The organism is Kitasatospora sp. NPDC098663 (assembly GCF_044760075.1).
GTDB lineage: Bacteria > Actinomycetota > Actinomycetes > Streptomycetales > Streptomycetaceae > Kitasatospora.
Genome location: NZ_JBIWAP010000013.1, coordinates 165,366 through 182,659 on the forward strand (window position 1 = coordinate 165,366; position 17,294 = coordinate 182,659).

The following is a 17,294-nucleotide window of genomic DNA, read 5'->3' on the forward strand; positions in this document are numbered from 1 at the left end:
CCGCACCCGGGTGGAAGGATGGGCCCCGAGCCCCCGTGCCGAAGCGGCGGGCCCGGCGGCCCCGGTGTCGCGGCCGCCGGACGAGCAGAGCCGAGGAGAAGCGGTCATGGCCAAGCAGGCCCCGCAGAGCGACCCGGCGCAGGACGCCCCCGAGGTGTCCGCGCCCCAGCACGCGGCGGCCGGGCTGCCCGCGGTCGGCCACAGCCTGCGGATGGCCGCCGAGCAGATGGGCACCCTCCGCACCCTCGCCACGCTGCGCAAGGTCAACCAGCCGGACGGCTTCGACTGCCCCGGCTGCGCCTGGCCGGAGCCGGGCAGGACGCACACCGCGGAGTTCTGCGAGAACGGCGCCAAGGCCGTCGCCGAGGAGGCCACCGAGCGCCGGATCCGCGCCGAGTTCTTCGCCGCCCACCCGGTCGCCGAGCTGGCCGAGCGCTCCGGCTACTGGCTGGGCCAGCAGGGCCGGCTCACCCAGCCGATGCTGCTCGACGAGGGCGCCACCCACTACACGCCGGTCTCCTGGGACGACGCCTTCGCGCTGATCGCCGAGGAGCTGCGCGCCCTGGACACCCCGGACGGCGCCGCCTTCTACACCTCCGGGCGGACCAGCAACGAGGCCGCCTTCGCGTACCAGCTGTTCGCCCGCCGGCTGGGCACCAACAACCTGCCGGACTGCTCCAACATGTGCCACGAGTCGTCCGGCTCGGCGCTCACCGAGACGCTCGGCGTCGGCAAGGGCAGCGTCAGCCTCAAGGACCTCTACCAGGCCGACCTGATCATCGTGGCCGGTCAGAACCCGGGCACCAACCACCCCCGGATGCTCTCCGCGCTGGAGCGCGCCAAGCGGGCCGGCGCCACCATCGTCAGCGTGAACCCGCTGCCGGAGGCCGGCCTGGAGCGCTTCAAGAACCCGCAGCACGCGCGCGGCCTGGTCGGCCACGGCACCAAGCTGACCGACCTGTTCCTGCAGATCCGCCTCGGCGGGGACCTGGCGCTGTTCCGCGCGCTCAACCGGATGATCCTGGAGCAGGACGGCGTCGACCACGCCTTCGTCACCGAACACTGCCACGGCTTCGAGGAGTTCGAGGCGCAGGCGGGCACGACCGACCGCGCCGAGGTGCTCGCCGCGACCGGCCTGCCGTGGGAGCAGATCGAGGAGCTCGGCCGGCTGGTGCTGGGCTCCCGGAAGATCATCGTCTGCTGGGCGATGGGCCTCACCCAGCACAAGCACGCCGTCCCGACCATCCGCGAGGTGGTCAACTTCCTGCTGCTGCGCGGCAACGTCGGCCGTCCGGGTGCCGGGGTCTGCCCGGTGCGCGGGCACAGCAACGTCCAGGGCGACCGGACGATGGGCATCTTCGAGCGGCCCTCGACGGCCTTCCTGGACGCGCTCGGCGAGGAGTTCGGCTTCGAGCCGCCGCGCGCGCACGGCCTCGACTCGGTGGACACCATCCGGGCGATGCGCGACGGCCGGGTCGGGGTGTTCTTCGCGATGGGCGGCAACTTCGTCGCGGCCACCCCGGACACCGACGTCACCGAGGCGGCGATGCGCCGCTGCCGGCTGACCGTGCACGTCTCCACCAAGCTCAACCGCTCGCACGTGGTCACCGGCGCCCGCGCACTGATCCTGCCCACCCTGGGCCGCACCGACCGGGACGTCACCGGCGCCGGCGCCCAGTTCGTCAGCGTCGAGGACTCGATGGGCCAGGTGCACTCCTCGCGCGGCGGCCTGCGCCCGCCCGCCCCGGGCCTGCTCTCCGAGACCGCGATCGTCTGCCGGCTGGCCCGCGCCGCCCTCGGCCCCGGGGACACCGTGCCGTGGGAGGACTTCGCCACCGACTACGACACCCTGCGGGACCGGATCGCCCGGGTCGTCCCCGGCTTCGAGGACTACAACGAGAAGGTCCGCCGCCCCGGCGGCTTCACCCTGCCGCACGGCCCGCGCGACTCCCGGACCTTCCCCACCGCGACCGGCAAGGCCAACTTCACCGTCAACCCGCTCACCGCCCCCGAGGTCCCGCCGGGCCGCCTGCTGCTGCAGACGCTGCGCTCGCACGACCAGTACAACACCACCGTCTACGGCCTGGACGACCGCTACCGGGGCATCAAGGGCGGCCGCCGGGTGGTCCTGGTCAACCCGGCCGACGCCGCCGAACTCGGCCTGGCCGAGGGCGACTTCGTCGACCTGGTGAGCGAGTGGCGGGACGGCGTCGAGCGGCGCGCCCCGCACTTCCGGGTGGTCCACTACCCGGTGGCCCGCGGCGGCGCGGCGGCCTACTACCCGGAGACCAATGTGCTCGTCCCGCTGGACTCCACCGCCGACATCAGCAACACGCCGACCTCCAAGGCCGTGGTCGTCCGCTTCGAGCCGGACACCGGCGCCCCGGCGTGACGCGCGCGAAGGCCGCCCGGTGTCCGTGGACGCCGGGCGGCCTTCGCCGTGACTCAGTTGGTGCCGAGCGGCAGTGTCGCGGTGGCGCTGCCCGGGGCCCCGGCGCTCGCCGAACCGGTGGTGGTGGAGGCGGCGGTGCCGGTGGAACCCGGGGTTCCGGTGCCGGTCGGGGTGGGCGTCGCCGGGCCCGTGCCGGTCGGGGTGGGCGTCGCCGGGGTGCCCGTCCCGGTGCCGGTCCCGGTCGGGGTCGGGGTCGGGGTCGGGGTCGGGGTCGGCGTGGGCGTGCCGGGGGCGGTGGTGCCGGTGCCGGACGGCGTCCCCGGGTCGGCGGGCGTTCCGGTGCCGGACGGCGTGCCGGTGCCGGTGTCCGCGGGCGTGCCCGGGGTGGTGGACGGCGCGCCCGGGGTGGCCGGCGGGTTGGCGGGCGTGCCGGGGGCCGGGGCGGTCGGGACCTGGTTGGCCGGGCTGGGCGCGATCGGGGTGACGGTGTCCCAGCCGGCGGGCAGGTCTGGCACCTTCCAGCTGCCGCCGGCCTCGTCCGCCGCGCCGGACGGGTCGGGCCGCACCGCCCCGAGGATCGGCATCGAGCCGATCGGCGACACCTTGATGACGGCGCCCGGCCGGGGCGCCTGGACGACCAGCCCGCCGCCGATGTACATCGCGACGTGCGTGGCGCCCTCGAAGTAGATGACCAGGTCGCCGGGGCGGAGCTGGTTCAGCGCGATGTGCGGGAGCTGGGCCCACTGCTCCTGGCTGGTGCGCGGGATCGGCAGCCCGGCGTGCAGCCAGGCCTGCGAGGTGAGGCCCGAGCAGTCGAAGGAGTCCGGCCCCGCGCCGCCCCACAGGTACGGCTTGTTGAGCTGGGCGAGCGCGAAGGCGACGGCGGTGCGGCCGGCCGCCGACGGGGTGCGCTCGCCCTTGCCGAGGGCGCCGGAGGCGAGGAAGGCGAGCTGGGCCTCGTCGGCCTTGGCCTTCTCCAGCTTCTCCAGTTCGGTGCGCTGGGCGCCGGTGAGCGAGGAGACCAGCTGCTCGACGGAGGCGAGGTCGGTGGCGACCTTGGCCTTGGCGGCGTCCTGCTCGGTGACCAGAGCCTGCGAGGTCTTGAGCGCGTCCTCGGTCTGCTTCGTCAGGCCGGCGAGGGCCTCGCGGTCGGTCTTCAGCCGGTCCAGGAACTCGGACTGCGAGCGGCTGGCGGCGGTGAGCAGTTCCGCGATGGTGACGGCCTCGTACGGGTCCTTGGAGAGCAGCAGTTCGGCGTAGGCGGAGGCGGCGCCGTTGCGGTACTGGGCGGCGGCGAGCTGGGAGGCGATGTCGGTGCCGGCGTCGACCTGCTTCTGCTGGCGGTCCAGCCGGCCCTGGAGGTCGGTGAGCGCGGCCTGCTGCTCGGCGACCTTGGCGACGGCGCCGTTGTACTGCTCGGTGGCGGTCTCGGCGCTCTGGTAGAGCGTGTGCAGCTGGTCGAGCAGCGGGCCGAGGGTGGCCTTGGCGGCGGCGAGCGGGTCGTCGCCCGGGCTGGCCGCGGTGATCGACGCGCCCGGGTCGGGGGCGGCGTACGCGGCCTGCGCGGCGAGCGGGAGGGCGAGCGCGGCGGCCGCGAGGGCGGCTCCGCAGCGCAGTGCCGCCCGCAGCCAGGGCCGTACGACTGCCGTTTCAGTGCGCTGTGCAGCCCCGCCCATGGGTTGGTCCTCCCCGCCCCAGCCTGTCACCGGCGTCCCCGGATCCCGCAGATCCTCCCACGGGTTACTCACCGGAAACAGGGCGCATCCGGACTGGGAGGTTAATTCTCGGTTGATCTGTGAGACAGCTCTCAGCAAACCGGAGCGAACCGGGGCGAACTTCGCTAATGTCCAGCTCAGCGCGACCGCCGACACCCTTTCGAAAGCCTCCGGACACCACCGGGACACCAGCGGAACCACGATTCCCGGCTCAGTTCACCTTCCGTTTACCAAACAGACCTACGGTCGCGACGACACCAACGTCCGTGCGACAACTACGACGATTGTTTGGGTATGGAACACATCTCGTTCCTGGTAGCCGTTGTGATCATCACGGCGCTCGCCTTCGACTTCACCAACGGGTTCCACGACACCGCCAACGCGATGGCCACCTCCATCGCGACGGGAGCCCTCCGGCCGAAGGTCGCGGTCACCATCGCGGCCGTCCTCAACTTCGCGGGCGCGTTCCTGTCCGTGAAGGTCGCCACCACCATCTCCGGCGGCATCGTCAACGAGAAGAGCGGCATCCACCCCGAGATCATCTTCGCCGCACTGGCGGGCGCGATCCTCTGGAACCTGCTGACCTGGCTGCGCGGCCTGCCGTCCAGTTCCTCGCACGCGCTGTACGGCGGTCTGATCGGCGCCACCGTCGTGGGCGTCGGCATGAACGGCGTCAACTTCGACACCGTCCTCTCCAAGATCCTGATCCCGGCGATCGCCTCCCCGCTGGTCGCCGGCCTGGCCTCCTGGGGCGCCACCAAGCTGGCCTACGCGATCACCCGCAAGGGCAACGAGGCCACCGCCACCAAGGGCTTCAAGACCGGCCAGATCTTCTCGTCCTCGCTGATCTCGCTCGCGCACGGCACCAACGACGCCCAGAAGACGATGGGCATCATCACCCTGACCCTGGTGTCGGTCGGCGCCCTGCCGCACGGCGCGCTGCCGCCCACCTGGGTGATCATCTCCGCGGGCGCCGCGATCGCGCTCGGCACCTACATGGGCGGCTGGCGGATCATCCGCTCGATGGGCAAGGGCCTCGCCGACATCAAGGCGCCGCAGGGCTTCGCCTCCGAGTCGGCCGCCGCGACCGTCATCCTGACCTCCTCGCACATGGGCTTCGGCCTCTCCACCACCCAGGTCTGCTCGGGCGGCATCATGGGCGCCGGCCTCGGCGGCCCGAAGGCCGAGCTGCGTTGGAGCCTGGTGCGCCGCATGGTCTACACCTGGGCGCTGACCCTGCCGGCCGCCGCGCTGGTCTCGGGCGGCGCCGCGCTGCTGGTCCGCCAGGGCACCTGGGGCATCGTCCTGGTGGGCGCCGTGCTGGTGGCCGGCTCCGGCGCGATGTGGCTGATCTCCCGCCGCCAGCCGGTCGGCGCGGACAACGTCAACGACGTCAACGACGTCACCCCGGTGGAGGTCCCCGCCACCGCCGCCCCCGCGAACGCCCCCACCCCCGCCTCGACCACGGTCGCGGCCTGAGCGCCGCAGGCTGAGGAGCACCCGCCATGCACATCAAGTGGAACGCCCTGGCCCAGACCGCCGGTGCCAGCTTCGGCATCACCGTCGCCGTGGTCTCCGTCTTCGCACTCGGCATCCTGGCCCTGTCCCGGCGCGAGGCCGCGCTGAGCGCCCGCGAGGGCGAGGCCGCCCAGGAGCCGGGCGGCGGCCGGCTGGCCCTGGCCGGCGCCTACGCCTGCTTCGGCCTCTGCGCCGCGGCCGTCGTCTACGGTCTGGTCCTGATCGCCGCGCCGTAGGGCGCGGCCGACGGTTCCCGCCGTCCGCGCGCGGGACGAACCCGACGGGCCGGGGAGTGTGATCCACACTCCCCGGCCCGTTCGCGCGTCCCCGCCCGGGGTCAGCCCTGCTGGCTGGTCCTCAGCGCGGTCTCCCGGATGAACAGCACCGTGACGAAGGCCAGCGCCGCGAACGGCGCGGCCCACAGGAAGACGGTGCCGACGCCGTGCCCGAACGCGTCCGTCACCAGCGGGACGATCGGGGCGGGCAGCTTGTGCAGGTCCGGGATGCCCCCGCCGCCGGCCGCGCTCGCGGCCGGGATGTGCGCGGCGGCCAGGTTCTCCGCGAGGTAGTGGGTCACCTTGCTGTTCATCAGCGCGCCGAGCGCGGAGACGCCCATCGCGCCGCCCACGGTGCGGAAGAAGGTCACCACGGAGCTGGCCGCGCCGAGCTCGTGGCGCGGCACCGTGTTCTGCACCGCGAGCACCAGGTTCTGGCTGGTCAGGCCGAGGCCGATGCCGGTGATCGCCATGTAGACGCAGAGCAGCTTGTAGTCGGTGTCGACGCGGGCGGTGGCGAGCAGGCCGAAGCCGATCGCGAGCAGCGCCGTGCCGGCGACCAGGTAGGCCTTCCACTTGCCGTACTTGGTGATCAGTCGGCCGGCGACGGTGGAGGCGAGCGCCAGGCCGAGGATCATCGGCAGGGTCATCAGGCCGGCCATGGTCGGGGACTTGGCGCGGGCCAGCTGGAAGTACTGGCTGAGGAAGGTGGTCGCGCCGTACATCCCGACGCCGACCAGCACGCTGGCCACCGCGGCCAGGGTGACGGTGCGGTACTTGAAGAGGTCCGGCGGGATGATCGGCTCGGCGGCGCGGCGCTCGACCACCACGGCGAGGGCGCCCAGCAGCAGGCCGCCGCCGACCATCGCGGCGGTCTGCCAGGACAGCCAGTCGTAGTTCGTGCCGGCCAGCGTGATCCAGATCATCAGCAGGCTGACGGCGCCGGTGATGACCAGCGCGCCCAGGTAGTCGATCTTCGCCTTGCGCTTGACCACCGGCAGCTTGAGGGTGCGCTGCACCACCAGGATCGCGGCCAGCGCGAACGGGATGCCGACGTAGAAGCACCAGCGCCAGCCCAGCCACGAGGTGTCCACGATGACGCCGCCGATCAGCGGGCCGCCGATGGTGGCCAGCGCGAAGACCGCGCCGAAGTAGCCGCTGTAACGGCCGCGCTCGCGCGGCGGGACCATCGCGGCCAGGCAGATCTGGCCCAGCGCGACCACACCGCCGGCGCCGATGCCCTGGAGGGCGCGGCAGGCGATCAGCTCGGCGGTGTTCTGGGAGAGGCCGGCCAGGGCGGAGGTGGCGATGTAGATCAGCAGGGCTATCTGGAGCAGCAGCTTCTTGCTGACGAGGTCGGAGAGCTTGCCCCAGATCGGGGTGGAGGCGGTCAGGGTCAGCAGGGCCGCGGTGATCACCCAGGTGTAGGCGGACTGGCCGCCGTGCAGGTCGGTGAGGATGTGCGGCAGGGCGTTGGAGACGACGGTCGACGAGAGCACGGCCACGAAGAGGCCGAGCAGCAGGCCGGACAGCGCCTCCATCACCTGCCGGTGGGTCATCGGTTGATCGTCGACGGCGGCTCCGACGGTCGCCTCGGCTGTGACGGTCATCTGGGTCCTTCGGCGGGAGGAGTGAGCGGGGGGCGGGGGTGCGCGGGCAGGGAAAATCGTTGCCTTACGCAACCATAGGCCCGATGGTTGACTAAGGCAACTTTCTTCAAGCCCAAGTAAAGTCCTCGCCCCGGCCACCGCCCCGGCCACCGCCCCGGACCCGGCTCCGACCGCCACGAACCGGCCCCGGCCCCGGGATCCGGCCACCGGTCACTCCGCCGGCGGCTCCCCGATCACGTCGTTGAAGCGGTGCAGCAGCACCGCGAAGCGGTCCACGTCCTCCGGCGACCAGTTGCCCAGCAGCTCCCGCACCCGCCGCATCCGGACGTCCCGGGCCGCCAGGTAGCGGCGCCGCCCGTCCTCGGTCAGCGAGACCAGCGCGGCCCGGCGGTCCAGCGGATCCGCCTCCCGGGCCACCAGGCCCAGCTCCTCCAGTGCCCGGATCTGCCGGCTCACCGTGGCCTTGCCGACCGCGAAGTGCACGCCGACGTCCGTCACCCGCACCCGTCCGGCCTGCTCGATGTAGCCGAGCATGCTGTAGGCCATCCCCTCCAGCTCGGGATGCACCCGGCGTGAGAGCTCCGCCACTCGGGCCCGGCCCCGCCGGAACATCAGCGCGACCTCGCGCTCCACCGCCAGCAGGGATTCCTCGTCACTCACCGCGCCAGTATCCCGCAGCCGCACTGGCCGGAACCCGGCGCGCGGGGTGCGACAAGCCAACTAGTTCATGGTATGAAGTATCCGTTTTCCCCCCATACACAAGGAGATGCGGATGGCCGCCCCGGGGCAGGGTTTCGTCGCTGAACTGAAGGGCGCGGTCACACCGCGTGCGGCACTGCTCGTGATCGGCGTGCTGCTGCTGCAGCTCGGCTTCATCACCTCGTACGTCGGGGCACTGCACCACCCGGCCCCGCACGAGCTGTCGATCGCGGTGGTCGCCCCGCCGCAGGTCGCCCCCAAGCTGGTCCAGGGGCTGGAATCCGTACCGGACGACGCCGTCAAGGCCGTCACCGCCCCGGACGCCGAGACGGCCACCCAGCAGATCAAGGACCAGAAGATCTACGCGGCGCTGGTCGTGAACCCGACCGGCACCGAGGACACCCTGCTGGTCGGCGGCGCCCGCGGCACCTCCGCCGCCAAGGCCGCCGAGTCCATCACCACCGCGCTGGACAAGTCCCAGGGCCGCACCGTCAAGGTCGAGGACGTCGTGCCGCTCGCCAAGGGCGACACCAACGGCCTCTCCGCGTTCTACCTGGTCATCGGCTGGTGCGTCGGCGGCTACCTGGTCGCCTCGATCCTCGGCATCAGCGCCGGCTCCAAGCCCGCCAACGTCCACCGCCTGCTGATCCGCCTCGGCGTGCTGGCGCTGTACTCGGTCGGCGCCGGCCTCGGCGGCACGATCATCGCCGGGCCGGTGCTGGACGCGCTGCCCGGCTCGATCCTGGCCCTGACCGGCATCGGCGCCCTGGTGGTGTTCACGGTCGGCGCGTTCACCATGGCACTGCAGTGCCTGTTCGACGTCATCGGCATCGGCGTCGCGGTGCTGATCTTCGTGGTGCTGGGCAACCCGAGCGCCGGCGGCGTCTACCCGGCACCGATGATGCCGCCGTTCTGGCGGGCCATCGGCTCGCTGATCCCGAACGGCGCCGGGACCAGTGCCACCAAGTCGATCGCCTACTTCGGCTCCACCAACCTGGGCATGCCGATCGTGGTCCTGGTGGTCTGGGCGCTGATCGGCATCGGCGTCGCCTACCTGGCCGTGCTGCGCGGCCCGCGCTCCGGCGGCCGCGAGATCGTCGCCGCCGAGGCGTCCGCCGAGGCCTGATCCCCCGCGTTCCCCACCCCGAGCCCCCGGCCGCCCGGCCGGGGGCTCGGGTGCGTCCGGGGCCGGGAGGTCAGCCGCAGGCGAGCCGGCCCGGGTCCGCGACGACCGCCCGCACCACGCCCACCGCGGCGCCCAACAGCGGCCCGCGCCGGCCCAGCCGGGACACCGTCAGCCGCTCGTCCGACCACGGCCGCACCGTCACCCGGGCGGCCAGCTCGGCCCGCATCGCCGGCAGCAGCCAGGGCGCCAGCCGGGCGTAGCCGCCGCCCAGCACCACCTCGGCCGGGTCCAGCAGGTTGACCGCCCCGGCGGCCGCGATGCCCAGCGCCGAACCGGCCCCGGCCAGCACCGCGAGGGCCGGCTCGTCCCCGGCCCCGGCCCGCCCGGCGAGCAGCGTCACCCAGTCGCCCCGCGCGCCCGCCGGCCCGGCCGCCCGCAGCACGGCCGCCTCCCCCGCGTACTGCTCCAGGCAGCCGTGCGCGCCGCAGGCGCAGCGGTGGCCGTCCGGGTGGACGGGTACGTGGCCGAACTCGCCCGCGTAGCCGCGCGCCCCGCGCAGCAGCCGCCCGCCGACCACGATCGCCGCGCCGACGCCGGCCTCGGCCGAGACGTACAGGAAGTCCTCCGGCCCGCCGCCCAGCCACCGTTCGGCCAGCCCGCCCAGGTTGGCCTCGTTGTCCGCCTCGACCGGCAGCTCGGCCAGTTCGGCCGCGCCGGCCGCGCGCAGCGCCGGGCGCAGTTCGGCCGCCAGCGGGACGTCCCGCCAGCCCAGGTTGGCGGCCCGCTGGAGCACCCCGCCGGAGGTGCCGACCAGCCCGGGGACGGCCAGGGTCAGCCCGGCCGGGCGCAGGCCCGACTCGGCGACGGCCGCGTGCAGCAGTTCGGCGAGGTCGGCCATGACCGCGGCGGGCCGGCGGCCCCGGTTGCGGACCTCGCGGCGGCGCCAGGTCCGGACCTCGCCGCTCAGGTCGACCACGCAGGCGCCGAGGTGCTCCACGCCGATCTCGGCGCCGAGGCCGCCGGGCCCGAGCGGGTTGAGCCCGAGCGCGGTGCCGGGGCGGCCCACCTTGCCGCTGGGCGCGGCCGGGCCCTCCTCGACGACCAGGCCGCCGGCGATCAGCTGCTCGGCGAGCGAGGAGACGGCGGCCCTGGTCAGCCCGGTCTCGGCGGCCACCTCGGCCCGGGAGCGCGGGGCGCGCGCGATCACCCCGAGCACCAGGGCCAGGTTGGCCCGGCGCATCCCCTGCTGGCTGGCGGGCCCGCTCCGAACCGCGTCCGGTTCCCCGCGCATCACCCTCACCTCACGGCCTCATGGCGCATCCCGTGGCATCTCGGGTGCAGCGTAACCGGGTTCGTACCCCGGGTGCGCCCGTTCGGCGGGCCGGGTGAAGACCCACCGCTGCATCGCCCAGAAGCGGAACAGCATCGCGGCGAAGGTGCCGACGACCATCCCGCTGAGGAAGTCCGCGGTCTCCTGGACGAACGGGCCGACGTACGGCTCGCGCAGGTCCAGGGCGTAGCGGGAGAGTGCCAGCGGCAGGTCGTTGACGGCGATCGCCATGGCGCTGACCAGGAAGAACAGCAGTGCCTCGCGCGGGTGCCCGGCCGTCCGGAAGGCCCAGCGGCGGTTGAGCACGTAGGAGACGACGGTCGAGAGCACGGTCGCGATCGTCAGCGCGACCACCGGCTTGTGCCCCAGCACGGTGAACTTCAGCTCGAAGTCGATCACCAGGGTGAGGGTGAAGCAGGCACCGCCGACCAGCAGGAACTTCACCAGCCTGCGGTGCCGCACCAGGAACGGACGCAGCCGGGCCGGCACCCGGGCCAGGGCGCGCTGCGTGGGGGACGGCATCTCCGCAGTGTGGCACGCGCGGACGCCGTCCTCCCGTCGCTCCTCCCGCCAGTCCTCCGTCGCTCCTCCCGCCAGTCCTCCCGCCGACCCGGCGCGGCCGGGTCAGGCCGCCGCGGCCAGGACCTTGGCCGGCTCCAGGGCCAGCTCCAGCACCTCCCGCACGTCCGCCACCGGGTGGACGGTGAGCCGCTCCAGCACCTCGGCCGGGACGTCGTCCAGGTCGGCCTCGTTGCGCTTGGGGATGATCACCGTGGTGACGCCGGCCCGGTCGGCGGCGAGCAGCTTCTGCTTCACCCCGCCGATCGGCAGCACCCGCCCGGTCAGCGACACCTCGCCGGTCATCGCCAGGTCGGTGCGCACCTTGCGGCCGGACAGCAGCGAGGCGAGCGCCGTGGTCATGGTGATGCCGGCGCTCGGCCCGTCCTTGGGGACGGCCCCGGCGGGGACGTGCAGGTGCACGCCGCGGTCGCGCAGCGAGGTGACCGGCAGCTCCAGTTCGGCGCCGCGCGAGCGCAGGTAGGAGAGCGCGATGTGCGCGGACTCCTTCATCACGTCGCCCAGCTGCCCGGTGAGGGTGAGTCCGGTGCCGCCGGTCTCGGCGTCGGCGAGCGAGGCCTCGATGTAGAGGACGTCGCCGCCGGCGCCGGTCACGGCGAGGCCGGTGGCCACGCCGGGGACCGCGGTGCGCCGCTCGGCCGGCGCCTGGGCGGCCTCCGGCACGTGGTGGGGCCGGCCGATCAGGGCGCGCAGCTCGTCCGGGCCGATCGCGGCGGGCAGTTCGCGCTCGCCGAGTTCGGCCTGGGCGGCGATCCTGCGCAGCACCCGGGCGATCGAGCGCTCCAGGTTCCGCACGCCGGCCTCCCGGGTGTACTCCCCGGCCAGTCGGCGCAGTGCCGCGTCGTCGACGCTGACCTGGTCGCCGCCCAGTCCGGCCTTCTCGCGCTGGCGCGGGAGCAGGTGGTCGCGGGCGATGACGACCTTCTCGTCCTCGGTGTAGCCGTCGAGGCGGACGAGCTCCATCCGGTCGAGCAGCGGCTCGGGGATGGCCTCCAGCACGTTGGCGGTGGCGAGGAAGACGACGTCCGAGAGGTCGAGTTCGACCTCCAGGTAGTGGTCCCGGAAGGTGTGGTTCTGCGCCGGGTCCAGCACCTCCAGCAGGGCGGCGGCCGGGTCGCCCCGGTAGTCGGAGCCGACCTTGTCGATCTCGTCGAGCAGGACGACCGGGTTCATCGAGCCGGCCTCCTTGATCGCCCGCACGAGCCGGCCGGGCTGCGCGCCGACGTAGGTGCGCCGGTGGCCGCGGATCTCGGCCTCGTCCCGGACGCCGCCGAGCGCGACCCGGACGAAGGTGCGGCCCATGGCGCGGGCCACGCTCTCGCCGAGCGAGGTCTTGCCGACGCCGGGCGGACCGACCAGCGCCAGCACCGCGCCGCCGCGCCGGCCGCCGACCAGCCCGAGCCCCTGGTCGGCCCGGCGCTTGCGCACCGCGAGGTACTCGACGATGCGGTCCTTCACGTCGGCCAGGCCGGCGTGGTCGGCGTCCAGCACCGCGCGGGCGCCGGCGATGTCGTACGCGTCCTCGGTGCGCTCGTTCCAGGGCAGCTCCAGGACGGTGTCCAGCCAGGTGCGGATCCAGGGCCCCTCGGGGGACTGCTCGGAGGCCCGCTCCAGCTTGTCGACCTCCTTGAGGGCCGCGTCGCGGACCTTCTCGGGCAGGTCGGCGGCCTCGACCCGGGCGCGGTAGTCGCCCTCCTCGTCGGCCGGGTCGCCGTTGAGCTCGGCCAGTTCCTTGCGGACGGCCTCCAGCTGGCGGCGGAGCAGGAACTCCTTCTGCTGCTTGGCCACGCCCTCCTCGACGTCCTTGCGGATGGTGTCGTTGACCTCCTCCTCGGCGAGGTGGTCGCGCAGCAGGGTCAGCGCGTACTCCAGGCGGGCGACCTGGTCGGCCTCCAGCAGCACCTTGAGCTTCTGCTCGGCGGTGGCGAAGGGCGCGTAGCCGATGTTGTCGGCGAGCTCGCCGACGCCCTCGATCTGGGCCACCCGGTCGACGATCTGCCAGGCGCCGCGCCTGCGCAGCCACTGGGTGGAGAGCGCCTTGTACTCCTTGACCAGCTCGGCGGCCCGGCCGGCCACCGGGGTCTCCACCGAGGACTCCCGGAAGGGCGTGGTCTCCACCCAGAGGGCGGCGCCGGGGCCGGTGGTGCCGGCCCCGATGCGGACCCGGCGCACGGCGCGCACCAGCGCGGCCGGCTCCCCGTCGGCCAGCCGGCCGACCTGCTCGACGGTGGCCAGGGTGCCGACCGCCGCGTACGAGCCGTCCACCCGCGGGACCAGCAGGACCTGCGGCTTGCCGGTGCCGGTGGCCGCCGCGCGGGCGGCCTCGACCGCGGCGCGCACCTCGGTGTCCTTGAGGTCCAGCGGGACGACCATGCCCGGCAGGACGACCTCGTCGTCGAGCGGCAGCACGGGCAGGGTGAGCGGTGTGGACGTCGATGCCATGATCTCTCCCCAGTCAGTGAAGTTGAGTCGACCTGACTAAGGCCTGGCGTGCGCCGGATGTTCCCGGGGCGGTGTTCGCCATGAGCGAACAGGAGGAGGGTGTGGAGCGAGCGGGGGGAGGGCGCGGGACGTGCCGTCAAAAGCGCGCGGGGCGGCACCCGGAAGGGTCAGCGCACGTCCAGGACCGGAGCGCCGCCCGGCGCGGGCGAGGAGCCCGCGGCCGGCGCCTCGACCCGGCGCGTCCGCGGCTTCGGCCGCGGCCGGCGGGCCTGGGCCCGGCGCAGCCAGCGCCACAGCGCCACCCCGGTGAGCACCGCGGCCGGGTGCCCCACGGCGGTGACCAGGTCCCGCTCGGTGAGGATCTGCTCGGCGATCAGCAGCCCGGCGCCGCCGAGCGCGACCAGCCGCCCGCGCCACGGCAGCAGCCCGGCCACCGCGCCCAGGCAGGTGAGCACGCCGTAGCTGACGCCGATGTCCAGGTAGTCCAGCGCCGCGGTCTCCATCCGCCCGGTCTCCACCGCGGTGATCACCACACCCTGGGACAGCAGCGTGGCCGTGACGTGCCCGATCGCGAAGACCGCCGCCGCCCGGGCGGGGCCGATCCGGCGCTCCAGCGGCGCGAGGGTGACGGCGAATCCCCACAGGTACGGCATCCACACCTCGCCGGCCACCCAGAAGCCGCTGAGCACCAGCGCGCGCAGGGGGTGCTGCAGGAGGTTGTGGCCGTCGGAGCTGGAGGCCTCCTGCAGCCGTTGCACGAGTTCCGGGTCGGCGAGTTTGGCGAAGGTCGTGGTGGCGCCCACCACGGCGAGATAGCCGAGGGTGAAGGGGTTTCGCCGGGGTGTCGGCACCCGCGCCAGCAGCCACTCGACGACGCCGGTGCGCAGACCGTGCCGGAGCATCCCGTACGGCGGGCCGGCGGGCGACGCCCCGACCCGTCCGGCACCTCGCCGCAGTCCAGCCATGCCGCCCTCCGCTCCACGCCGGCAGCCACCGGCCCCTCACCCAGGTGCCCAACGTACCGGCGCGCGCCGCGGATCCCGCCCCGCGGGCGTTGTCGTGGCCACGTTACGTCGAGGTTCTGAGAGGCATCTGAGAAAAGGCGGTGAAGACCGCCGGGAAACCGGTCGGCCGGATTCCTGATATTGGTCCAGACCTACTTCCGGCGAGCGCACCGGCAGGGGCTCTGACCGGCGACTTGGCGTCAACTCGACTGCATACGTACCGTTACGCAGAGAAAAATCGCCGGGTAAGGTATCGGCCCGTGCCCACTCGTGCAGTGGGCTCCGAGGGCGGCCCGACAGCCGGCCCACGGGCCGGAAACGTCCGGTCCACCTGCCGGGAGGCATCCGCTGTCCGTACGCTGCGAAGTGCGCGGGAGAAGTGGGCGGGCGGCAATCCGCCCGCCGACCCGCACGCACGACGGGACGGCGGACCCGGCACAGTCCACGACGGAACAAGACTACGAGCGGAGCCCCGCCATCCCCACAGGTGGCCGGCCCGCAGCCCTGGGGGCGGTGGCGTGACCGTGACAGAACTTCAGCAGGACAACAACCACAGCGGCGGCACGGTGAGCAGCCAACGCAGAGTACTGGTGGTGGAGGACGAGCCGACGATCGCGGAGTCGATCGCGGCCCGGCTGGGCGCGGAGGGCTTCAAGGTCGCCGTGGCCCACGACGGGCCGGGCGCGGTCGACGGCTTCCACACCTGGCAGCCGGACCTGGTGGTCCTCGACATCATGCTGCCCGGCTTCGACGGCCTGGAGGTGTGCCGCCGGATCCAGGCTCAGCGCCCGGTGCCGGTGCTGATGCTGACCGCGCGCGACGACGAGACGGACCTGCTGGTCGGCCTCGGCGTGGGCGCCGACGACTACATGACCAAACCGTTCTCGATGCGCGAACTGGCCGCCCGGGTCAACGTGCTGCTGCGCCGCGTCGAGCGTGCCCAGCAGGCGGCCCGCACGCCCGCGCTCGGCTCGCTGCGCTTCGGCGAGCTGGAGATCGACCACGTGCAGCGCCGGGTCCGGCTCGCCTCGGGCGACGTCCACCTGACGCCCACCGAGTTCGACCTGCTCGCCTGCCTGGCCGCGCAGCCGCGCGCCGTGCTGACCCGCGAGCAGTTGCTGGCCGAGGTCTGGGACTGGACCGACGCGTCCGGCACCCGCACCGTGGACAGCCACGTCAAGGCGCTGCGCCGCAAGATCGGCGCGAGCTGGATCCGCACCGTCCACGGTGTCGGGTACGCGCTGGAGGCCCCGCTCTCCTAGCGGCGAGCCTCGGGCGACGGGCCTCCGGGGGGCCCGTGTCCCGAACTGCCGCGCACCACGCGGGGGATGTACGCGGGGATCACAGGGGACCAATGACCTTTCCACAGCAACGCAACGGGGACACCGGCGGCACGCGGTCGCAGACACTGGCCGCCCGCGCCGCCCGCCGGGTCTGGGCCGACATCAGGCCGCTCGACCCGGTCCGCTCGATCAAGGGCAAGCTCGCCCTGCTGGTGATCGTCTCCGTCTTCCTGGCCACCGGCATGGTGGTCGTGGCGATCCGGTCCGAGACCCAGATCCGGATCATCATGGTCTTCTCCATGATCGCCTCGCTGCTCTTCATGCAGTTCCTCGCGCACGGGCTGACCGCCCCCCTGCGCGAGATGACGGCCGCCGCCCGCGCGATGGCCTCCGGCGACTACAGCCGCCGGGTCGAGGTGAACTCGCGCGACGAGATCGGCGAGCTGGCGACCACCTTCAACCAGATGGCCGCCGACCTGGGGGCCGCCGACCGGCACCGCCGCGAGCTGGTCGCCAACGTCTCGCACGAGCTGCGCACGCCCATCGCCGCGCTGCGCGCCGTGCTGGAGAACGTGGTGGACGGCGTCGTCCAGCCCAATCCGGCGACCCTGGGGGCCGCCCTGGAGCAGACCGAGCGGCTCGGCCGCCTGGTCACCCACCTGCTGGACCTCTCCAAGATCGACGACGGCGTGGTCGACCTGGACGCCCGCCCCTTCGAGGTGCGCGAGTTCCTGGACGGCGTGCTGCGCGGGGTCACCGTGGACGGCGCGACGGCCGGCGGGGCGTTCTCCCGGCGCGGCGACGTCCGACTGGCGCTGGAGGTCAGCCCGACCGGCCTGACCGGCGTGGCGGACCCGGAACGGCTCCACCAGGTGGTCGCCAACCTGGTCGACAACGCCTGCAAGCACTCCCCGCCCGGCGGCACCGTGACGGTGCGCGCGCGGCCCGACGGCGGGCCCGGCGGCCTGCTGCTGGAGGTCGAGGACGAGGGTCCGGGCATCCCGCCGGCCGACCGCGGCCGGGTGTTCGAGCGGTTCAGCCGCAGCGGCACCGCGACCGCCCAGGGGCCCGGCTCGGACGGCGGCACCGGCCTCGGCCTGGCCATCGCCCGCTGGGCGGTGGACCTGCACGGCGGTCGGATCGCGGTCGCCGAGTCGCCGCGCGGCTGCCGGATCGAGGTCCGGCTGCCGGGGCAGCGCTGAGGGTCGGATGCGTCACAGAAGCGACACAGACGTACGCGAAGATCATTGGATGATCCGCATGGGGCTTTGTCCGTTTTTGTCCGGATATGCCCTATGGGTGGAGGCGATCGGTTCCCCTC

At 73.6% G+C, this 17,294-nt stretch carries 13 protein-coding genes; 6 read left to right on the forward strand and 7 right to left on the reverse strand.

The features are described from left to right. Positions 1 to 106: 106 nt before the first annotated feature. Entirely contained in the window at positions 107 to 2,392 is a 2,286-nt protein-coding gene (locus ACIQVZ_RS16980) for an FdhF/YdeP family oxidoreductase (RefSeq protein ID WP_350879630.1), read from the forward strand. 53 nt (positions 2,393 to 2,445) lie between these two features. On the opposite strand, the gene ACIQVZ_RS16985 is transcribed toward ACIQVZ_RS16980, so the two are convergent. Beyond that, positions 2,446 to 4,068: a C40 family peptidase gene (locus tag ACIQVZ_RS16985; protein WP_402450676.1), complete on the reverse strand. Its 1,623-nt coding sequence runs from the start codon at positions 4,066 to 4,068 to the stop codon at positions 2,446 to 2,448. A gap of 333 nt (positions 4,069 to 4,401) precedes the next feature. On the opposite strand from ACIQVZ_RS16985, the gene ACIQVZ_RS16990 reads away from it, so the two are divergent. Both ACIQVZ_RS16990 and ACIQVZ_RS16995 read left to right on the forward strand, forming a co-directional pair. Then, on the forward strand, positions 4,402 to 5,586 hold the full coding sequence (locus ACIQVZ_RS16990) for an anion permease (RefSeq protein WP_402450679.1): 1,185 nt from the start codon (positions 4,402 to 4,404) through the stop codon (positions 5,584 to 5,586). A 26-nt stretch (positions 5,587 to 5,612) separates the two neighbouring features. Continuing rightward, positions 5,613 to 5,861: a hypothetical protein gene (locus tag ACIQVZ_RS16995; RefSeq protein WP_063347835.1), complete on the forward strand. Its 249-nt coding sequence runs from the start codon at positions 5,613 to 5,615 to the stop codon at positions 5,859 to 5,861. Between the two features lie 101 nt (positions 5,862 to 5,962). Here ACIQVZ_RS16995 and ACIQVZ_RS17000 read toward each other — a convergent pair whose 3' ends face one another. Beyond that, entirely contained in the window at positions 5,963 to 7,510 is a 1,548-nt protein-coding gene (locus ACIQVZ_RS17000; protein ID WP_402450682.1) for an MDR family MFS transporter, read from the reverse strand. Between the two features lie 210 nt (positions 7,511 to 7,720). Continuing rightward, positions 7,721 to 8,170, reverse strand: coding sequence for a MarR family winged helix-turn-helix transcriptional regulator (locus ACIQVZ_RS17005; protein ID WP_402450685.1), 450 nt, complete (start codon positions 8,168 to 8,170; stop codon positions 7,721 to 7,723). 112 nt (positions 8,171 to 8,282) lie between these two features. Between ACIQVZ_RS17005 and ACIQVZ_RS17010 the strand changes: the two genes are divergently transcribed. Beyond that, positions 8,283 to 9,335 (forward strand): ABC transporter permease, encoded by a 1,053-nt coding sequence (locus ACIQVZ_RS17010; RefSeq protein ID WP_350879635.1) that lies wholly within the window; start codon positions 8,283 to 8,285, stop codon positions 9,333 to 9,335. Between the two features lie 70 nt (positions 9,336 to 9,405). Here the strand turns inward: ACIQVZ_RS17010 and ACIQVZ_RS17015 are convergent, their stop codons facing one another. From ACIQVZ_RS17015 to ACIQVZ_RS17030, 4 genes are all read right to left on the reverse strand, one after another. After that, positions 9,406 to 10,626 (reverse strand): ROK family transcriptional regulator, encoded by a 1,221-nt coding sequence (locus ACIQVZ_RS17015; RefSeq protein WP_350879636.1) that lies wholly within the window; start codon positions 10,624 to 10,626, stop codon positions 9,406 to 9,408. Between the two features lie 18 nt (positions 10,627 to 10,644). Continuing rightward, a complete protein-coding gene (locus ACIQVZ_RS17020) occupies positions 10,645 to 11,187 on the reverse strand; it encodes a GtrA family protein (RefSeq protein ID WP_402450687.1) in 543 nt (180 codons plus the stop codon). Positions 11,188 to 11,289: 102 nt separating this feature from the next. Continuing rightward, on the reverse strand, positions 11,290 to 13,686 hold the full coding sequence (gene lon, locus ACIQVZ_RS17025; RefSeq protein ID WP_350879638.1) for an endopeptidase La: 2,397 nt from the start codon (positions 13,684 to 13,686) through the stop codon (positions 11,290 to 11,292). A 167-nt stretch (positions 13,687 to 13,853) separates the two neighbouring features. After that, entirely contained in the window at positions 13,854 to 14,651 is a 798-nt protein-coding gene (locus tag ACIQVZ_RS17030; protein ID WP_350879639.1) for a rhomboid-like protein, read from the reverse strand. A 563-nt stretch (positions 14,652 to 15,214) separates the two neighbouring features. Between ACIQVZ_RS17030 and ACIQVZ_RS17035 the strand changes: the two genes are divergently transcribed. Continuing rightward, complete coding sequence (locus tag ACIQVZ_RS17035; protein ID WP_063351140.1) at positions 15,215 to 15,952, forward strand: response regulator transcription factor; 738 nt, start codon at positions 15,215 to 15,217, stop codon at positions 15,950 to 15,952. Between the two features lie 92 nt (positions 15,953 to 16,044). Beyond that, complete coding sequence (locus tag ACIQVZ_RS17040) at positions 16,045 to 17,175, forward strand: cell wall metabolism sensor histidine kinase WalK (protein ID WP_063347842.1); 1,131 nt, start codon at positions 16,045 to 16,047, stop codon at positions 17,173 to 17,175. Positions 17,176 to 17,294 lie beyond the last annotated feature (119 nt).